Here is an 18,320-nt window from a genome sequence, read left to right as displayed (position 1 = left end):
AAAGGCTTCAATTTGGTTATGGAGAGTATCAAAGGAACAATGAATATAATGCAAAATATAAAAGAATGGCTGTCGTAAAAAGAATAAGTAAAGAGCTAACAATGCCCACTTTCTTTATAAGTAACCATATACTTAGCAAGATAACAATGACCGATAATGGGAGTGCTAGCCAAAATCCAAGAATCCCCAAGTATTCAATCATAATGGGGAATGAATCGTGAAAGTAATTATAGGGAATATCTAGCATGAGAAAAATGGTCACTATAAGATCCATAAAATTCCCCCCATCTAACTATTTGTTCTTACATATATGGTATGCAAATGCACGGTTAAGTCACACGGCAGTACTCTTTAAAAAGGGTGCTACCGTAAATTCTTATTATGAATCCTCGTTTTTATCTAATAACTTCATGATGGCTGCTTCTAAATCCTCAATTTTTTTTTCAAAGCGTATAAAGAGATAGATGGTGATGGCAATAGGGAAACCAGAATTTCCAATTAGGCTTACCCATATTTGAATCGTTTCGAGTGTTATCATGTCATCTTCCTCCTTCGTTAATGTTGTGCCTTACAACAAAAAGTGAAATGTCTCTTTATAAAATCAATATGAATAAATATTTTTGAGAACATTTGTTCTGTTTTTGGTTTATAATAGATATATGATATTCACTTTATTTATCAAAGAAGGCGGATCTATAGGAGTGATGAAAATGTGTAATGAGCATCAAAAAATAGAAGAGTTTTTTCGCAGGAATATAGAGCAGGTTAAAAATCCAATTATCAGTAGTTTTTTGGCTGATGCTAAAAATTTATATTTGGTTCAAAATGCTATCTTATATCCAACCGATTGTAATATGAAAATGGTTGATGAAACTTTCCAATCACACTATATAAGGGTTCGAAAAATAAAATATGTCAGCAGTTTAATTTATTATTTTAGCTTGGATTTTGATAAAAAAAGGAGAAGATTGCAAAACCGTTACTTATTAATTGTAGACAACGGCATATCAGAGTTTGACAGTGCAGGGGAAGATGAAAGGATTGAAGAAGGGCTATTAGATACGGTTGAAAATGAAGAGCTTTTTAAAGCATTAAGAAAGTTAACAGACAAGCAACTTCAAATTTTAGAAATGATTTATGTAAAAGACAGTCCTATAAAAGTTATTGCTGAAAGCTTACAAACAACACCTCAGAATATATCCAATCTTCATCGAAAGGCATTAAATAAACTTCATCACATGCTTAGAAAAGAGGTGAACTAGGAATGGAAAACAACTACAATGAGGAAACGTTAATGATTATCGAGAACTTTACACCAAAAATTAAGCAATGTCTTCACCAAACAAGCTATCAGGAAAGAGAGGACTTGGAACAGGAGATCAAATTAAAAATTATTGAAAAGCTGGCAACGCAAGAATTTAATGATACACCTAGTTTTTGGGATTTTTTTATATAAACTAAGGAAAAGAGCAATGATCCTTTTAAAGAGGACAATTGCTCTTTCGATATCATTAGCCTTTTAGAAAATCTGGTTTTGCAAAGCTTGGATTTGGATATGTGTAGAAGCCTTCACCTGTTGCACGACCTAGTTTGCCTTTTTCGATATACTCTGTTTTTAAGAGGTTTGCCAATTTTTTCATATTGTCATCACCAGTAGCAGTTGCTTTCGCTTCCACAATGTTATAAGCAGTGTTAATGCCAACGATATCTAGGATAGCAAATGGTCCAAGTGGAGCGCCTGTACCAATCATCCATGTTTTATCAATTGTTTCTGGATCAGCCACTTCTTTTACAAGTAAAGATTCAGCTGCATCTAAAAATGGCACGAGCAATGAGTTTAAAATATAGCCAGGTTGTTCTTTATATAATGGCAGTGGTACCATGCCGATTGCACGTGCAAATTCAACAACCTCATCAAATACCTTCATATCTGTACCTGGGTGCTTCATAATTTCTGCTGTATTGTTTTTCCAAATCGTATTAGCAAAGTGAAGCGCTAAAAATTTCTCAGGACGGCCAGTTGCTTCAGCAAATTGGCTTGGTAATAAAGTAGATGAGTTCGTAGCAAAGATTGTTTTTGCTGGCGCTACTTTACTAAGATTTGTATAAAATTCTGTTTTGATGCTAACAACTTCAGGAATGGCTTCAATTACAAGATCAGCATTGGCAACGGCTTGAGCCAAGTCACTATTGAAGGTAAGACGTGCATAGGCAGCATCCACTTCTTCTTGAGTTGCACCTAAGTCTTGTTGATACAATGGTTTTAATTTTGTGATTCGGTCCTGTGCATTTTTTAGAGCCTCATCGTTAATGTCGTAAACTGTTACATTGAACCCTTTGAACGCAGACTGATAAGCAATTTGACTTCCTAATACACCACTACCTGCAACCGTAATGTTTTGATAATTCATCGAAATTCCTCCTTCGAAATTGTTACATTAATATAATAGTTGGGATATGTAGATATTCCTTTGTTACAATTCCATACTACTTCTACCCTCGAATAAAAATCAAATGATAGCCCCTGATATTATATAAGTATAAAAAGAATGGATGGCTAGTTAAAAACTCTATTTGAGTAGTATGTGCGAATTTACATTAAAAATTAGTCATAAAAAAATTGTCACCCAATTGAGTGACATGCTTAATCTATAAAATTTTTTACTTTTATCTTTTCATTAATTATTATTTCTATGACTGTGAAATTATAATGTAACCTTAAAACTAATAGCTTTTCCAATAATTTTTGCAGGATTATTCTCATCCACTATATAAGGTTCATGTTTGGGGTTATCTGGCATAAGTAAAATCGTATCACCCTGTTTTTTTACGCGTTTAAGAGTCGCTTCAGTATCACCATTTACAAGTACAGCCGCTATTTCACCGTATTCAACTTCACTCTGCTCCCTTATAAGCACTTTAGAGCCGTTTGGTATGGTTGGTTCCATTGAATCACCTTTAGCCACAAGAGCGAAAATATTACCTGTTGGCAGTAATTCTGAAAACTCGTACATATACCCTTCTACATTTTGTTGTGCGATTATCGGCTCTCCACAAGCGATCACACCTAAAATTGGAATTTTAACAAAGTTAGGCTGTACCTCTATTAAGTTTGTTGGTTGTTCTTCTGTTAAATCAGAGCGTCTTATATTAAAATAGTCTGCCATTAATTGAATTTTATCGTGTCTAGGGTACGTACTAGCTTTCATCCAATTAGATACAGTTGTTTCAGGTATATTTAGTTCCCTCGCCATGTCTGTTTGATTTAAACCTTTCTTCTCTAATTGAAGTTTTAAGTTTTTTGAAAAAACCCTCTTTAATTTATCCGAGTTATCCATATTTCATCACCACCTTATAATAATAATACTGATAAAAAGTAGTGATGTAAACCTAATAATACCGTTTAAGAGTATTTTTATCTTGACTATACCGTTTAAAGGTACTATATTGGAGATAACTTGTTATATGGTTAATAAATTACTTGGATAATAGGGGGAGTTAGAAGTGCAATATAATAGATATCGTTGTAAAAAAGAAATGAGAAGAAGTAAGTTGTTCACATGAAATACCGTTTAAAGGTGTTTTATAAAATGTAAACAGTTCAAAAGTGAAATTAGAAAAAAATTCAGAAATCCAAAAGGGTGGGTGTTATATATGTACGAATGGTTACTAGATTACCAGCAAATTGAGGATGAAATTGCTTTTTTAGAATATAACCTTGAGCGATCACAAAAAGAATTAAAACGATGGGTTACTGGGGATTTGGCTGGGGTAAAACTTACTGCTGAATCGGATGGAGCGAAACTTGAAGAACGTATTGAACGAATTGAACGAGAGTTGCAAGTTAAACTGATGGAACAGAAAAATTTCTTGGACCTTATTAGCAAGTTTAGTGGACTGAATCATAAAATATTAAAGTTGAAATATGTGGATGGCATGACATTAGAAGAAATAGCGGAAGTATTAAATTACAGTGCAAGTTATATTTACAAAAAGCATGCAGAAATTGCGAAGATGATAAAATTTGCTCATGAAATTAAACTAACAAATTAATTGGATTAGTAGGATCTTATGAATATTAAATAATGGAGTGACCACTTTTGTTAAAGGTGGTCTTTTCTATTGCCTAAATTATAGCTTTCACTTAATTGACACCAACTAGATTGTATAGAAAGGATTGCTAACTCGTAATATGATGGTAATGTAAAAGTTCGGTTATTTGAAGTACATTTTAGCTGAAAATTATTTTTAGTTTCTTTCCTTTTACTGACACTCAGATGATTGAATAGAAAGTATAGAAATTCCATTATATGATGTTAATGTAGAAGATTGTGATATGAAATGTTAACTTTACATGAATTATGTTAGCTAAAGACCACTCAAAATAGAGTGGTCTTTTAAAATACTCATATAAGGAGACGATTGGATGGAAGTACTATATGCAAAATGTAATAAGTCATGTGGTTATAAATTCTATGTTCAATATTTTAAGAAAGAAAGACTGAACCATACAATTGAAAAAAACTATTTTTCTTGCCCTAACTGTAGCCGAGAATACGTATGTTATTACACTGATGATAATATACGAAAACTTCAAGGCGAATTAAGGAAACTATATCTTGAAATGAAAAATGTTAATAGTTTCCAGTTTGATAAGTTAAAGAAAATTGAGTCTACATTGAAACAAAGTATTTGTAATAGTATGGCTGAAATTAAAAATATGGTTGAAAGTAGCTAGCAGTATTAAAAATATTATTGAAAGGTGGTGAAAAAACGTGATTAAAAGAGATCAAAAGATAACGTCTACTGAGTTATTGTCAGTAGGCGTTTTTAGTTTGCAAAAAATCAACAATTGTAGAATGACTGTAGTTGAATTGATTCTTTATTTTAGAAGTTCAATTTTTCATTCACTTAAGGGGAATATATTAAAAATCTAGCATTGACTGTGCTTTATAACTTTTCAATGAGTTAGGAGAAATAAATATGAAGGATCTAATGAATCATATTCCTATTATTTTAGAGCCATTAGGTTTGCCTATCATTTTTAATGGATTTCCTAAAGATTCCGAAAAACCAAATCAGTTTATTACTTTTTTAGAAATAAGTGCAAAGCCAATCTTTGTAGCTGGTGGAAACGAAATTGAAACTGAGAGGATTATTCAAATTAATGTATGGTCCAATATAAACTATCATCAGCTAGCAGAGAGTATTAAACATTTGATGGGAAATGCAGAATTTGAACGGATTCTAGAATATGATGAGCCTTATATTGCCGGTGAATCCCATTATAACAGGGTACTTCAATTCGTCTTCTGTGATGAATAATAATCAAAAATATGGAGGTCATGTAAATGACAATTTTAAATGAAAAACCACAAAAACTTAGCTTAAAACGTATTCATTATGCACTAATGACAAATGAACAAACAGAGACATGGGGTGAAGTTAAAACTTTAACCATGCCTATTTCCATGACACTTACACCTAACTTCTCAGAAGCGCATTTAGATGCAGGTGACCGCGTAGTAGATCAGGAAGCACAATTGGATTCGATTACAATTGCAGGGGAAACGGCTGATTTACCTACTGAAGTGCTAGTAGATTGGTACGGGCATAAGAAGTCAGCAGAAGGAGGTATCATTACAAATTCAAATGATACACCGAATCCAATTGCTATTGGATTTGAATCGGGAACTAAGCTTGTTTGGCTATTAAAGGCAAAATTGAAATTAGGTGAAGAAACAAATTCGACTCGTAAGAAAGGTGAAACAGGTTACAAGGTATATCCATTCGGTGGTGAGGCATTGCCATTAATTGATGGAGTAATTAAACATACGGTAGACACACGAGATGCAGGAGTAACGGTGACAGCCGAAACATTCTTTGCCTCTGTCGCAAAACCAAGTGAAACTGTTGTAACGCCTTAAAAAAAGAAACCCTTTATAGGGTTTCTTCTTTATTCAGAATAGAAAGTTACTAGAAAGGATGAATAACGAAATGCAAATTACGTTAAAAATTGATGGACAAGAAAAACAATTTTCAAATGACTTTGTGAAAGCCCGAGTGTTTCGCAATGCTTTAAAAATGAATGAGAAAATGAGACAAGAAGGAAATGAAATTTCTGTTGAAACGTTTGATGAAATGATTGCCTTTGTTGTCAATGTGTTTGAGAACCAATTCACAATGGATGATGTTTGGGATGGGTTAGAGGCAGGAAAATTGCAAGATGAAATTATGCGCGTTTTTAATAGTGTTCTTAACATTGGAGGACTAGAAACAAAAAGCATTATAAATGATGAGGAGGGAAAGTAAGTGAAATAACTCCTTATCAACATATTAAATTATTTTATAGAAAATTGATAAAAGAGGGTTATAAACTACATGAGGTAGACGAAATGGATATTCATTTTTGGTTCGAACTAATAGTTGATATTGATGAAGTAGAGGAAGTCACAGCTGATGAAATTTCCTGGTTGTGATGGAATAAAGGTGGTGATTGAATATGGCAGAAATTAGTGCTGTTGAGCTTAATTTAAATACAACGAATTTTAATGGCTCTATAGAACAATCAACTCGTAATTTGACAGCAATGGGAGCTGAATTAAGGGCATTACAAGCACTAGGTAATGAATATGAAAGTTCGGTGGAAGGTTTAACGAATAAACACAATATTCTAACACGTTCTGTTGAAGCTGCAAACCTTAATTTTACGGAGCAACGTAGAAAGTATGATGAATTAATAGCCTCAGGTTCAGCAAATACTGAAGAAATAGAAAAACAAGCAATTGCTGTGAATGAAGCTCTTGTTGAATACAATAGTTTAAATACACAGCTAAAAGAAGTTGATCAGCAATTAAGTGAACAATCATCAAAATGGAACAAATTTCAAGAGCTTGGTGGAAAGTTAAAGACTGTCGGAGAAAGTATGTCCACGATTACAGCTCCTGTTAAAGCTTTTGGTGTATATGCCCTAAATGCTGCTGTAGATTTTGAAAGTGCTTTTGCTGGTGTGCGTCAAACTGTAAACACAAGTGAGGAAAATTTTAAGAAGCTTGAAAGTGGAATTCGTAGTATGGCTAAGGAGCTTCCAGTAAGTGCTACTGAAATTGCAGGAGTTGTTGAATCTGCAGGACAGCTAGGAATTGCAGAAGAACATCTACTTTCATTTTCTCGTGCTGTTATTGATATGGGCAATTCAACGGGGATGACACGTGAACAGGCAGCAAAAGAGTTTGCTGAATTTGCAAATATTGTAGGAATGGGGCAAGGAGACTTTGATCGATTAGGTTCTTCTATTGTTGATCTGAGTACTACAATGGGTGTGGCTGCCTCCGACATTATGAAGATGGGAATGGGATTTGCTGAGCAAGGTTCTAAAATTGGTTTAACTGAAGCTCAAATAATGGGACTCGCTGCTACTATGTCGAGCCTAGGGATTAATGCAGAAACTGGGGGAGCAGCTATGACTTCAGTTTTGCAAAAGATTCAAAAGGCAGTTGGTGATGGCGGTGAAAGTTTATCTGGTTTTGCTAAAGTAGCTAACATGACTAGTGCCGATTTTAAAAAGGCATTCGAAACAGATGCGGCCTCTGCGTTAGATGCATTGGTAAAAGGGTTAGCTGAATCGTCTGAAGGTGGAGCTAACTTAAAAGATGTGCTTGCAGATTTAGGGGTTAATGGTGATGAAACTGATGTACTTTTAAGTATGGCTGGTGCTTCGGATTTACTTACATCAGCTGTTAATTCTTCTACAGATGCCTGGAAGGAAAACACGGCTTTATCTGATAAAGCAGCTGAGCGTTATCAAACGACAGAATCTCAAATAGCTATAATGAAAAATCAACTGGTAGATGTAGGTATAAGCATCGGAAATGTGTTAATTCCCATTATTCAAAAAGTTCTTGATGTTTTTGTACCCTGGATAGAGAAGTTCAGCAGTTTATCTTCTGAAACACAAAATACTATTGTCATTATTGGAGGTTTAGCAGCTGCTATTGGCCCTCTACTAGTAGTTGGAGGAACATTAATTTCAAGTATTGGATCAATTGTAACCGCGATTGGTGGATTTTCAGTGGCAATTGGAGCTGCAGGTGGGGCGACCACGGCATTAGGGGCTACTTTAGCCTTAATAACGGGACCAATAGGTCTTACTGTCGGTGCACTTGCAACTATTGGAATCGCAGCATATGCAGTAACTAAGGACCTTAATGAATCATCTATTCAGGTGGAAGATTGGAAAGGGAAAGTATCTGAAGCTACTGCAGAGTCAGTAGGAAGCTTTTTAGAGTTATCAGATCAAGCAACAGTGGCACTTAATCAACTAGCATGGTCTGGAGAAACAGTAACACAAGAGATGGCGACAAATATGATAGCCATTTATAGCGATATGGGTGATCAAGTGTTAGCTGAAATGCAAGCTGATCATGCTCAAGAACTTGAGACAATGCAGAACCATTTTGCTTCAAGTAATGCTTTAACTGAAGAGCAGGAAGCAAGTATTTTAGAACGTGTTGCACAGAGTCACGCAAAGCAACAAATGGTTATTACAGATGGAAAGGCACGAATTACAGAAATTTATCAAAATGCTGCTGAAAACAATAGAAGTATAACAGAAGCAGAGCAACAGGAAATTAATTTGATTCAAGAAATGATGAAGGAGAATGCAATAAAGTATCTTTCTGATAGTGAGGTAGAGCAAAAGATTATTTTAGAAAGTTTAAAAAATGAAGCCTCAAAGATTTCAGCAGAGCAAGCTGCTGAAGTTGTCCAAAACTCCTTGAAACAAAAAGAAGATGTTATACGAGATGCTGAAGATCAATACAACGAAACATACAAGTGGGCAATAAGACAACGAGATGAAACTGGTGCCATGTCTGCAGAAGAGGCACAAGCTGTGATTGATGAAGCTGCTCGTAAACGAGATGAAACCATTAAAAACGCTGAATCTATGCATCAAAAAGTTGTTAGTGAAGCAAAACTCCAAGCTGAAGAACATGTAAATAAAGTAAATTGGGAAACTGGAGAAGTACTTTCCAAGTGGGAAGTTTTTAAAAATAATGCTTCAAAAAAGTGGGATGATATTAAAGCAAGTGCCTCGAATAAATGGGAAGAAATGAAAGCAGACACCATACGTATTTGGGAAGAAATAAAGGCTTGGCCTGGTAGGAAAATAGAAGAGATGAAATCCACAGTCGAAGACAAAATGACAGAGGTCAAAAATAAAATCGAAACAAAGTGGAATGAGGCACAGTCATTTTTGAAAAATATTGAGCTAGCAAGTATAGGTAAAAACATTGTCTTAGGTTTGATTTCAGGAATAGGTGATATGTTTGGGAATGTCCGTAGGAAAATTGAAGAATTAGCAGGACTTATTCCAAACTGGGCAATGGAAATCCTAGGTATTAAATCTCCGTCTCGAGTATTTATGGCTATTGGAAGAAACACAATCGAGGGCTGGGAAATTGGAATGGCCGAGAGAAAAAATAATCTAAAAGGAGTAATGAATGACTTAACAGATAGTGTTGAAGATACAGTTCGGAAAAACTTGGGTATTCATAGTCCTTCACGTGTTATGCGTAGTTTTGGCATTAATATTGGCCAAGGATTAATTTTAGGGATTGATGATATGGCAGGTAGGGTTGCAACTGCAACACAGCAGTTAGCTTCAACTATGGATGGTTATAAAGGTATAAGTTCTTCCCAAGCTACATCAATTGATAGATCTCGCACCTATACTAATGGAGATACAAATATTTATATATATGATAGTCACCCTTCACCGTCAGAAATAGCCCGAAAAAATAAACAAGTACAACGTCAATTAGCAATGGAATGGGGGATGATCTGATGATTGAAGAGGTAATATTTACAAACGCACGTGGACAATCCATTAAATTCTCCAATCAAAAGCCCTTCTTATTACAATCTGTTGAGGGGAAAGCGGATATTAGTGCTGATATTCAAACACAATCTGCGCCATTTCAAGACGGTAGCACTTATATAGACAGCTACCTACAACAGCGTTCGATAGCTTTAAATGTTGCAGTATTGGCAGAAAACACCTTATCAATGTTAGAACAGCGGCAGCTGCTTGTTACTATATGCAATCCTAAATTTGGGCTTGGAAAGCTCACTTACATTAAAGGAAATACAAAACGAGAAATTCAAGCAGTTGTTGAAAATGTACCAGTTTTTGGTGTGGGAAGAGAGAACAATGGCATAAGATTTCAACGAACTATTATTAATTTTCTTTGTCCTTCACCTTTTTGGCAGGCATTTTCTACTGAAAGTTATAAGTTAGAAGACTTTGTTAGTAATTTTAGATTTCCTTTTTATTTCCCTGTACGTTTTGCAACACGAGGTGACTCGAAAGTGCTAATTAATAATGGTGATGTACCAACACCAATCGTAGTAGAGTTCAGAGGACCTGTTGTAAATCCCCAAATTACCAATATAACAACTGGGGAATTTATTCGTGTAAATCGAGAAATACCTATAGGCTACAAACTTATTCTTGATACATCATTTGGCAATAAAAAAGTCGAGATAGAGAATCCTAATGGTGTTAAAGAAAATGCATTCCACTACATTGATTTACAGTCAACCTTCTTTCACTTAGAGGTAGGTGAAAATAGGGTTGCATTTATTACTGATAGTGGAAATCCTGAGGTATACGTAAAGTATAAAAAAAGATATTTAAGTGTATAAGGATGTGATGAAATGGCAGAAAAATATAAATTTTTTGATCCAGTACAAAGAGAAGATGGAACATATGATAGAGAATATAGTGCTCAAGAGTTTACTGATTATTTTAAAACGTTAATAAATACTGGCATTCTAAAAGCAGCCGGCAATCAATTAAACGTTACAGCAAATGGATCTAATATGATGACAACCATTGACACAGGGGTTGCATTTATATTAGGGCGCTATTATGAAAATGATAGTTTAAAAGAATTGCTACATGATACGGAGTCACTTGGAAATAGTCGTATCGACAGAATAGTTATTAGAATGGATTTAAGTACAGAGGCAAGATATGTCAAAGCATTTATTAAAAAGGGTGTAGCGTCTGCAAATCCTGTTGCACCACCATTAACCCAAACAGCAAATTTTTACGAGATTAGTTTAGCTCAAGTTCTTGTAGTAGGGGGACAGACATTTATTTCAGCTGAAGCTGTTGTAGATGAACGTGGAACAAATGATATTTGTCCGTGGGCTGATAGTAACATTTTGCCAAGTTTTGATGATAATGCTTTGAAGCAACATATTGCGGACAACAGTAAGCACCTTCAAGATGGAGAACGTGGAAAATGGGATAAGAAAGCAGATTTTATAGCAGCTGATAAATCAGTTGGTGTGGATTATCCTGATCCAAATACATCTCTAGATTCGATTTTAATTACCAACCATGCTAATGCTCAAAGTGAAGGTAGTAATAATTTTTGGTATATTGACCAAATATTTTATAATACTGTTGGGCCAAATAGTAGTCGATCTCAATTTGCTAGGTCATATCTTGGTGATAAAGCAGATATGAAAATCAGACATTTTTATAATGGTCAGTGGTCACCATGGGGGCCAAGTCTACAAGGTTTAAAGCAATCTGTCAGTAATGGGAAAGCATTAGTCGCAAGCGCTATTACTGACATGGGAGTGGCAACATCTCCAACAGCAGAGTTTGCGACGATTGCTAAAAATGTTAGAGCTATTCAAACATTCAAATATAGAGAACAATACTTCTTATTCGAAGTAGGAACAGCAGCAAGACATCAACTTGAGTTCCTTTTTGATGCTGGATTTACCATTAAACACGCAAATATAATTTGTCATGATTTTTCTTATGATAATAATTCAAAAAGGACAGGAACAAGCATATCTTTGACCGCTGGAGAATCTAGTTTTCGTCAGGCAGGTGGTGCAACCAGTAATGGTATTATTATGGCAAATGTATCAAAGTATTTTCACACTGATGGCACATACCAAACTGTTATTGATGGAAATTATGTGCGTGTAAGATTGACTTACCATTCTTCTACAACAATCTCTGCTCAAACTTTGGTGATTACAGTACAAGCTTGGGGATGAGAGAAGTGAATATTTATAAAAAGTGAAATTGAAAAAGTTGGAGGGATAAAATATTGGTTAAATACAGAAGGTGTTTAGGATGAACAAGCCTATCCGAATATTATCCTTAAACATGGATATATTAGCTGAAATTGACAACTATGAGTCCATGTTTTTTAATCGTTCATGGTATGATGTAGGAACAATAGAATTACGAATAAATCGCCATATAAAATACGCTAACACTTTATTAAAAGATAACCTTATTCTGATCGGTACAGATTTGAATAAGGTTTTTATCATTAAACATCGAGAAATTGAATTAGATGAAAGTGGGAAGGTTACGGAAAACTGGCTCATTAAGGGGTACTCTCTTAAATCGATTATTGCTCAGCGTATTACCATTCCCCCTGCAAATAATGCATATGATATAAAGACCGGTACAGCTGAAACTGTAATGAAATACTATGTATATCAGAATCTTGTGAATCCGATTAATAGTAAAAGAAAAATACCACATTTGTTAATAGAAACTGATCAGCAGCGTGGTATACAACTAAGTTATTCGACTAGATTTAAAAACTTAGCAGAAGACATGAACATTCTTTCTTTATCGAGTAAGTTAGGTTGGGATGTAACACTGGATTTAAAAAATAAAAAGTGGATATTTGATGTTATGGAAGGTAGGAATTTAACAGTAGGGCAATCAGTTAATCCACCCGTCATTTTTTCACCTCAATTTGAAAGTTTAAAATCATTGCATTACACAGAAAGCGAATTAAATTACAAAAATCTAGCAATAGTTGCTGGACAAGGTGAAGGTGTGGATCGGCGAATCATCGAGGTAGGTGACTATACATCAACAAAACGCCATGAAGTTTTTATTGATGCAAGAGATATTGCTGAAGTTGATGAAAATCAACAATTAATATCACAGGAGAAAATAACTGAAGCTTTAGTTGATCGTGGAAAACAACAATTAAAAGAATTCATGCAGGAAGAGTATTTAGAGGGACAAGTTTTAACAAATAGTCCATTTGAATATCAAAAGGATTATGACTTAGGGGATGTTATTACCATCCAAAATTCTGATTGGAATATTTCGATGGATGCACAAATAACAGATATAAAAGAGATTTATGAAACTACAGGATTTAGCATTGAAGCAACGTTTGGAAACAACCGACCCACACTTATACAAAAAATTAAGCAAGAGTTTAATCAAATCAGCGGAGAAGTAAGAAAATAACTAATATGAACAACAATATTCGTAACTTATCTAAAGGCCTTCCATACTTCTATATATGGAAGGCCTTTTCTACAAAAAGGAAGTGGTGAAGTGGAAAAATGGATAGGGACATTGGGTGGATTTATTGGAGCTCTTATTTCATACTCAGTAAATGGTTTGGGTATTGCCGTAACTGTTTTAATAGGATTTATGGCTATAGATTATATTACTGGGATATTGTCGGGAATTGTTAATCATAATTTAAATAGTCGTATTGGTGTTAATGGTATTATTAGAAAAATCTATTATTTGATGTTGGTAGGTTCTATTTACCTGCTTGCTTTTGTGATTCCAGGGATCGAGTATGCAGGTGATGGAGCAGCTATTGCATTTTGCGTCCTTGAATTTATTTCAATTACCGAAAATGGAACGAAGATGGGGTTGCCAACACCAAATTTCATCAAAAATATTTTAGCGATTGTAAAAGATCAATCTGATGAGGGTGACAGCAAATGAGTACGAATATAACAACGACTTGTAGAGATTTAGATCAGTTGCTATCAGTGGCTCAAATAGCATGTCGTTTATTATTTCAAGAATGCTATAAAGAAGGAATAAATAATATTTTTATTACTGAAACATATCGTTCTCAGGAAAGACAAAATTACCTATATGCACAAGGTCGAACTAGACCAGGGCAAATTGTAACTTGGACATTGAGTAGCAATCATACATCACGCCTTGCATGGGATATTGCAATTGGTCCCCCGCAATCTTTGTATGATGAAGTTACTTTAACACGAGTAGGAGCTATTGCTCGTAAGCTAGGAATAACATGGGGTGGTGATTGGACAGGTAATAAAGATCGACCTCATTTCGAGGTACCGAAATCTTGGAAGATGCCAGCTAATTATAAATTAGAGGGACAAGTCATTGTACCTATCAGCAGTAAAAAGAAAGTCCAGTTAATTATCGTAGAAAACGAGGAGGAGACGAAAGTGGCTCAAGCATGGAACCCAGCTTCGAAAGCAATACGTACAGAAACGGATAGTTATATAGCACAAGCAATCAAAGAAGGGGTTATTCAAGAATCACATTTAGAAGATTTAAGGAAAGGTGTAATGACAACTGATCACTTACTTGGTCTATTTATTACCATTCAACAGCGACGTGCCAATTAGTTAAAATACCGCCAAATGGCGGTGTTTTAAAAGTTAATTACCATACTAAAAACCACACATTGAAACTCCTGTTGTTTATATCATGATTAGGTGTATGACGATGATGTACTATAAGCCCCTTAAAGGTTACTACAGGGCTCCAAATAAGACACAACATATATGCAGTATTTATATAATTGAACAATGGTTTTCTCAAAGAGTCGATTAATGACATGAATACATAAACGATTAACAGATGCCAAAAATGGTGGAGTCTTTTAATCCAATACTTGAACAAGATATTCTATTTATAATTGATCCCAGCAATGGGCAAAGCTTTCCGCCATCTATTGCAATTCAAGGGCTAGATATATAATTCTAAGCTGATAACCATTCCAAGCAGCTACTTACTAAATTTAGGGCATTCCTCTACTTTATACCTACTCATAAATTTAGGTTACATTTGTATCATGTAAAGCGACATGTTTTATTATAATTTGAGTGAATTTCTCTTATAGCAATAAAAAATTATCGTATTTCTTTGTTGGACTCCTTCCGAATTGAAAAATTGAAGTAGTAAAATGCTAATATGTGAAAAATAGGTCTTTTATATAATTCTTGCATAATTTACATTTTATTATAGATTTACAAACTGTTGTTTTAGTACACTGATTTTATGAATCTAAGGGGGAAGAACAGTGAAAAAAATAATGTTAGCTGGAGCACTAAGTATTGCATGTTTTACAGGAGGATTTGGCGGGCAGGCATATGCACAGGAAGCTGTGGATGTGGCAAGTATCATCCATCCAAAGCAAGCTGTTGCAGCCACAAATCAATTACAAGCCATGTCTTATCAAGATGTTTATAAAATGTTGCTGCTATCTAAAATAGGCTTTGAAAATAATGAGGTAACGATTGTTACAACAAAAAATAGTATTACGGTAAAGGTTTCGTTAGAGGCGATTCTTCAATCCTACAAAGATGGTACAAATCTTTATCCTGAGGGAGAAAAAGAATTTAAGGAAAACTATGAGGAATTTAAGAGAATATTCGGGAATGCCATCCAAATAAAAATCACACAAACTGGAAATGGCTTCAAGAGTGAAATCTATACTGCTGGTAAATGGGAAGCGGTTAGTGCTGAAGATTTAAATGGGATGATCATGGTTTTTGGTCGTGCAGATGTTGAGTTAAAACCAGGTGGTTATTTCAAGGATGCTATTGGGCATTGGGCTGAGAGCTATATCCAGTTGCTCTATCAAACAGACATCATTAATGGCACAACGGCAACTTCGTTTAATCCAAATGGTCAAGTGACTCGTGGAGAACTGGCAGCTATTATTTTCCGTGCCTCTGGCTTAAATGTGAATGAAGATTATGAGGGTCCTGCTTCTTATACGGATCTGAATGGTTTCTGGGGTGCAAAGGAAGTAGCTATTCTTGAAGAATATGGTTTAATAGATATTTTCGACGGCGACAAATTCCAGCCGAAAAAGCCTGTTACACGCGAAGAAATGGCCTATATCACTGCTAGGTACTTAACAGCAATGGAAGTTGACCTCTCTCAAGTAAGTAAAAACAACACATTTACAGATAAAAACCAAATGCGTAAAGAAACAGTAGAAGCTATTGGTCTATTGCAGCATTTAGGAATATTAAATGGCACGAATGGCAAATTTAATCCAAAAGGCAATCTAACTCGTGCAGAGGTTTCAAAAATTTTAACAATGACTTTATTGCTATTGAGTGAAGAAGCTTAATAGGAAAGGGGGTGTCTCATATCCATAGAGACACCCCTTTTTATTCAACGAGAATATGGAAAATATAGCTGAGAAAATAGCCTAAGAAAAGATACATAAAAAATGATCGGAAGGAGACTTTTTGGATTTGATGCAAAATGAATTCAGAAATACTGGCCGTCGCAATCAATCCAATGGAAATCCCCATTAAAATGCCCTGTGCCTTTTCGGTTAAGGCCCAATATTGTCCAAGCCAAATGAAAAGACTAAAGAAAATAGAGAAGATAAAGAAATAAATAAAAAGTCTCCAAAGCCTTTCACCCTGTGAAATGAGTGCAGTCGATAGAGCAAAACCTTCTGGCACATGATGAAGAATGATGGACGCAGTGAGCGAAATACTTAATGCAGCGTTTCCTAGTAAATTGCCGACGGTGAGACTAATGGGAATAGTATGGATAATCATAGCTAGCGTTAATAGAGAGACTGAGGGATTTTGTGCATGGGAAGCATGAAATAGGGTATCTAATAACTGAAAGATGAAGTAACCAATAAAAATACCAAGAATGACTCCGAAAGACTGATAGATTTGAAAGGAAGAAGGGATGATATCTAGCACCAGTAAGCCGACTAAAAAACCCCCGCATAATAAAGATAGCCCTTGCGTTGTATGCTGAAATAGCTTAGAGAAAATCCAGGCAATCGCGCCTCCTATGCTCACACTAAAAAATAGAAATCCACCAAGAATCATTGCACTCACCTGTAAATTCCTCCGCCCTATCTTAAACTAAAAGCTGTTTTACCAAATATATGCTAACTAGAAACGATTATGCTTTCTGTCCACTTGGCTGTATACAATCTATAAAGGAAGTTTGTTGTGCATACTGTCGGGTAGAGAAGGAGAGAATAGTGTCAGAATCGATGCTTGATAATTTGTAAAAGGGAGATGTTGACATGAAGGCAGTAACATATCAAGGGATTAAAGACATTCAAGTTAAAAATGTAGAGGACCCAGCTATTAAAAAGAAGGATGATATCATTGTCCGTATTACCTCGACAGCCATTTGTGGTTCAGATTTGCATATTTACCAGGGAGCTATTCCTACGTATAAAGATTATGTGATTGGACATGAGCCAATGGGCATTGTAGAAGAAGTGGGGTCAGATGTGACCAAGGTGAAAAAGGGGGACCGTGTAATCCTACCTTTTAATGTATCGTGCGGAGATTGCTTTTATTGTAACAATGCTATGGAAAGTCAATGTGATCATTCCAATGACAATCTTGGAGTAGATTCAGGAGGGTACGTAGGCTTTACCCAGCGTTATGGTAATTATCCTGGTGGACAAGCTGAATTTTTACATGTTCCCTATGGCAATTTTATGCCCTTTGTCATTCCTGACTCTTGTGAGCTAGAGGATGAAGCACTTTTATTTATATCGGACATTGTACCAACTGCCTATTGGAGTGTGGAAAATGCGGGAGTTAAAAAGGGCGATACAGTGGTGGTGTTAGGTTGTGGACCAGTGGGCTTATTGACACAGAAATTTGCATGGATGAAGGGTGCAAAGCGAGTAATTGCTGTTGATTATATTAGCTATCGCTTAGCCCACGCGAAAAAAATGAACAATGTTGAAATTATTAATTTAGACGATTACGATGAAGTGGCTTTTTATATTCGTGAAATAACGAAAGGTGGAGCAGATGTTGTCATTGATTGCGTTGGTATGGATGGGAAAAAAACACCTTTAGAAGCTATAGGACAAAAAATGAAAGTACAAGGAGGAACATTAAGCCCACTGCGAATTGCAATGGATGCAGTACGCAAATTTGGCACAATCCAAATTACAGGTGTTTATGGCGCTAAGTACAATCAATTTCCATTAGGACATCTGTTTGAACGTAATATATCTCTAAAAATGGGCCAGGCACCTGTTATTCATCTCATGCCAAAATTATTTGATTTAATCACTGCAGGAAAGTTTGATCCGACTGACATAATTACACATAAGCTACCATTAGAGGAAGCAAGTAAAGCCTATCAACTATTTAGTAACCGTGAAGATAACTGTATTAAAGTGATTTTAAAACCTTAAAGGGAGCGTCGACGCTCCTTTTTTTAATGTTGGGAT

20 protein-coding genes are annotated in these 18,320 nt (G+C 35.3%); 15 read left to right on the top strand and 5 right to left on the bottom strand.

Annotation, left to right across the window (positions count from 1 at the left end; all coding sequences use genetic code 11):
- Positions 1-28: 28 nt before the first annotated feature.
- Together MKY49_RS17990 and MKY49_RS17985 are read right to left on the bottom strand one after the other, a co-directional pair.
- Positions 29-274: a hypothetical protein gene (locus MKY49_RS17990; protein ID WP_341386767.1), complete on the bottom strand. Its 246-nt coding sequence runs from the start codon at positions 272-274 to the stop codon at positions 29-31.
- 105 nt (positions 275-379) lie between these two features.
- Positions 380-538, bottom strand: a complete 159-nt coding sequence (locus MKY49_RS17985) for a YvrJ family protein (protein WP_274794319.1) — start codon at positions 536-538, stop codon at positions 380-382.
- Positions 539-710: 172 nt separating this feature from the next.
- Here MKY49_RS17985 and MKY49_RS17980 point away from each other — a divergent pair, with 172 nt between their 5' ends.
- Both MKY49_RS17980 and MKY49_RS17975 read left to right on the top strand, forming a co-directional pair.
- Entirely contained in the window at positions 711-1,262 is a 552-nt protein-coding gene (locus tag MKY49_RS17980) for a sigma-70 family RNA polymerase sigma factor (RefSeq protein WP_341386766.1), read from the top strand.
- 2 nt (positions 1,263-1,264) lie between these two features.
- A complete protein-coding gene (locus MKY49_RS17975; RefSeq protein ID WP_322611068.1) occupies positions 1,265-1,456 on the top strand; it encodes a hypothetical protein in 192 nt (63 codons plus the stop codon).
- 55 nt (positions 1,457-1,511) lie between these two features.
- On the opposite strand, the gene MKY49_RS17970 is transcribed toward MKY49_RS17975, so the two are convergent.
- Together MKY49_RS17970 and MKY49_RS17965 are read right to left on the bottom strand one after the other, a co-directional pair.
- Positions 1,512-2,411, bottom strand: a complete 900-nt coding sequence (locus MKY49_RS17970; protein WP_322611067.1) for a 3-hydroxyacyl-CoA dehydrogenase — start codon at positions 2,409-2,411, stop codon at positions 1,512-1,514.
- Between the two features lie 294 nt (positions 2,412-2,705).
- Positions 2,706-3,338, bottom strand: a complete 633-nt coding sequence (locus tag MKY49_RS17965) for a LexA family protein (RefSeq protein WP_341386765.1) — start codon at positions 3,336-3,338, stop codon at positions 2,706-2,708.
- A 316-nt stretch (positions 3,339-3,654) separates the two neighbouring features.
- Here MKY49_RS17965 and MKY49_RS17960 point away from each other — a divergent pair, with 316 nt between their 5' ends.
- The 12 genes from MKY49_RS17960 (at position 3,655) to MKY49_RS17905 (ending at position 16,214) form a co-directional block, all read left to right on the top strand.
- Positions 3,655-4,053 (top strand): hypothetical protein, encoded by a 399-nt coding sequence (locus MKY49_RS17960; protein WP_274794314.1) that lies wholly within the window; start codon positions 3,655-3,657, stop codon positions 4,051-4,053.
- Between the two features lie 373 nt (positions 4,054-4,426).
- Positions 4,427-4,738, top strand: a complete 312-nt coding sequence (locus tag MKY49_RS17955) for a hypothetical protein (protein ID WP_341386764.1) — start codon at positions 4,427-4,429, stop codon at positions 4,736-4,738.
- Between the two features lie 245 nt (positions 4,739-4,983).
- The gene (locus MKY49_RS17950) at positions 4,984-5,325 is read left to right on the top strand and encodes a hypothetical protein (protein WP_274794312.1); all 342 of its coding nucleotides are present in this window, start codon (positions 4,984-4,986) and stop codon (positions 5,323-5,325) included.
- A 26-nt stretch (positions 5,326-5,351) separates the two neighbouring features.
- Positions 5,352-5,927 (top strand): major tail protein, encoded by a 576-nt coding sequence (locus tag MKY49_RS17945; protein ID WP_274794311.1) that lies wholly within the window; start codon positions 5,352-5,354, stop codon positions 5,925-5,927.
- A 70-nt stretch (positions 5,928-5,997) separates the two neighbouring features.
- Positions 5,998-6,312 (top strand): phage tail assembly chaperone G, encoded by a 315-nt coding sequence (gpG, locus tag MKY49_RS17940; protein ID WP_274794310.1) that lies wholly within the window; start codon positions 5,998-6,000, stop codon positions 6,310-6,312.
- Positions 6,313-6,502: 190 nt separating this feature from the next.
- The gene (locus MKY49_RS17935) at positions 6,503-9,847 is read left to right on the top strand and encodes a phage tail tape measure protein (protein ID WP_341386762.1); all 3,345 of its coding nucleotides are present in this window, start codon (positions 6,503-6,505) and stop codon (positions 9,845-9,847) included.
- The gene (locus tag MKY49_RS17930) at positions 9,847-10,707 is read left to right on the top strand and encodes a phage tail family protein (RefSeq protein ID WP_341386760.1); all 861 of its coding nucleotides are present in this window, start codon (positions 9,847-9,849) and stop codon (positions 10,705-10,707) included. Before MKY49_RS17935 ends, MKY49_RS17930 begins: the two co-directional genes overlap by 1 nt.
- 12 nt (positions 10,708-10,719) lie before the next feature.
- Positions 10,720-12,087 (top strand): pyocin knob domain-containing protein, encoded by a 1,368-nt coding sequence (locus MKY49_RS17925; protein WP_274794307.1) that lies wholly within the window; start codon positions 10,720-10,722, stop codon positions 12,085-12,087.
- A gap of 79 nt (positions 12,088-12,166) precedes the next feature.
- On the top strand, positions 12,167-13,315 hold the full coding sequence (locus tag MKY49_RS17920) for a siphovirus ReqiPepy6 Gp37-like family protein (RefSeq protein ID WP_274794306.1): 1,149 nt from the start codon (positions 12,167-12,169) through the stop codon (positions 13,313-13,315).
- A 90-nt stretch (positions 13,316-13,405) separates the two neighbouring features.
- Positions 13,406-13,810 (top strand): phage holin family protein, encoded by a 405-nt coding sequence (locus tag MKY49_RS17915; protein ID WP_274794305.1) that lies wholly within the window; start codon positions 13,406-13,408, stop codon positions 13,808-13,810.
- Positions 13,807-14,475, top strand: coding sequence for a M15 family metallopeptidase (locus MKY49_RS17910; protein WP_341386759.1), 669 nt, complete (start codon positions 13,807-13,809; stop codon positions 14,473-14,475). Before MKY49_RS17915 ends, MKY49_RS17910 begins: the two co-directional genes overlap by 4 nt.
- Before the next feature lie 677 nt (positions 14,476-15,152).
- Positions 15,153-16,214: an S-layer homology domain-containing protein gene (locus MKY49_RS17905; protein WP_341386758.1), complete on the top strand. Its 1,062-nt coding sequence runs from the start codon at positions 15,153-15,155 to the stop codon at positions 16,212-16,214.
- A gap of 40 nt (positions 16,215-16,254) precedes the next feature.
- Here MKY49_RS17905 and MKY49_RS17900 read toward each other — a convergent pair whose 3' ends face one another.
- On the bottom strand, positions 16,255-16,941 hold the full coding sequence (locus MKY49_RS17900; RefSeq protein WP_274797374.1) for a ZIP family metal transporter: 687 nt from the start codon (positions 16,939-16,941) through the stop codon (positions 16,255-16,257).
- Between the two features lie 203 nt (positions 16,942-17,144).
- Here MKY49_RS17900 and MKY49_RS17895 point away from each other — a divergent pair, with 203 nt between their 5' ends.
- The gene (locus MKY49_RS17895; protein ID WP_341386757.1) at positions 17,145-18,284 is read left to right on the top strand and encodes a zinc-dependent alcohol dehydrogenase; all 1,140 of its coding nucleotides are present in this window, start codon (positions 17,145-17,147) and stop codon (positions 18,282-18,284) included.
- The last annotated feature ends 36 nt before the right edge of the window (positions 18,285-18,320 follow it).

The organism is Lysinibacillus sp. FSL M8-0134 (assembly GCF_038069745.1).
GTDB lineage: Bacteria > Bacillota > Bacilli > Bacillales_A > Planococcaceae > Lysinibacillus > Lysinibacillus irui.
Note: the sequence above shows the minus strand (reverse complement) of the source record. Positions and strands in the feature narration are given on the sequence as shown.

Coding starts and splice junctions, on each gene's coding strand:
- MKY49_RS17970 (WP_322611067.1), bottom strand. CDS start 2,411: ATGAATTATCAAAACATTACGGTTGCAGGTAGTGGTGTATTAGGAAGT.
- MKY49_RS17930 (WP_341386760.1), top strand. CDS start 9,847: ATGATTGAAGAGGTAATATTTACAAACGCACGTGGACAATCCATTAAA.
- MKY49_RS17950 (WP_274794312.1), top strand. CDS start 4,984: ATGAAGGATCTAATGAATCATATTCCTATTATTTTAGAGCCATTAGGT.
- MKY49_RS17925 (WP_274794307.1), top strand. CDS start 10,720: ATGGCAGAAAAATATAAATTTTTTGATCCAGTACAAAGAGAAGATGGA.
- MKY49_RS17910 (WP_341386759.1), top strand. CDS start 13,807: ATGAGTACGAATATAACAACGACTTGTAGAGATTTAGATCAGTTGCTA.
- MKY49_RS17935 (WP_341386762.1), top strand. CDS start 6,503: ATGGCAGAAATTAGTGCTGTTGAGCTTAATTTAAATACAACGAATTTT.
- MKY49_RS17965 (WP_341386765.1), bottom strand. CDS start 3,338: ATGGATAACTCGGATAAATTAAAGAGGGTTTTTTCAAAAAACTTAAAA.
- MKY49_RS17900 (WP_274797374.1), bottom strand. CDS start 16,941: ATGATTCTTGGTGGATTTCTATTTTTTAGTGTGAGCATAGGAGGCGCG.
- MKY49_RS17990 (WP_341386767.1), bottom strand. CDS start 274: ATGGATCTTATAGTGACCATTTTTCTCATGCTAGATATTCCCTATAAT.
- MKY49_RS17975 (WP_322611068.1), top strand. CDS start 1,265: ATGGAAAACAACTACAATGAGGAAACGTTAATGATTATCGAGAACTTT.
- MKY49_RS17960 (WP_274794314.1), top strand. CDS start 3,655: ATGTACGAATGGTTACTAGATTACCAGCAAATTGAGGATGAAATTGCT.
- MKY49_RS17980 (WP_341386766.1), top strand. CDS start 711: ATGTGTAATGAGCATCAAAAAATAGAAGAGTTTTTTCGCAGGAATATA.
- gpG (WP_274794310.1), top strand. CDS start 5,998: ATGCAAATTACGTTAAAAATTGATGGACAAGAAAAACAATTTTCAAAT.
- MKY49_RS17895 (WP_341386757.1), top strand. CDS start 17,145: ATGAAGGCAGTAACATATCAAGGGATTAAAGACATTCAAGTTAAAAAT.
- MKY49_RS17955 (WP_341386764.1), top strand. CDS start 4,427: ATGGAAGTACTATATGCAAAATGTAATAAGTCATGTGGTTATAAATTC.
- MKY49_RS17945 (WP_274794311.1), top strand. CDS start 5,352: ATGACAATTTTAAATGAAAAACCACAAAAACTTAGCTTAAAACGTATT.
- MKY49_RS17920 (WP_274794306.1), top strand. CDS start 12,167: ATGAACAAGCCTATCCGAATATTATCCTTAAACATGGATATATTAGCT.
- MKY49_RS17985 (WP_274794319.1), bottom strand. CDS start 538: ATGATAACACTCGAAACGATTCAAATATGGGTAAGCCTAATTGGAAAT.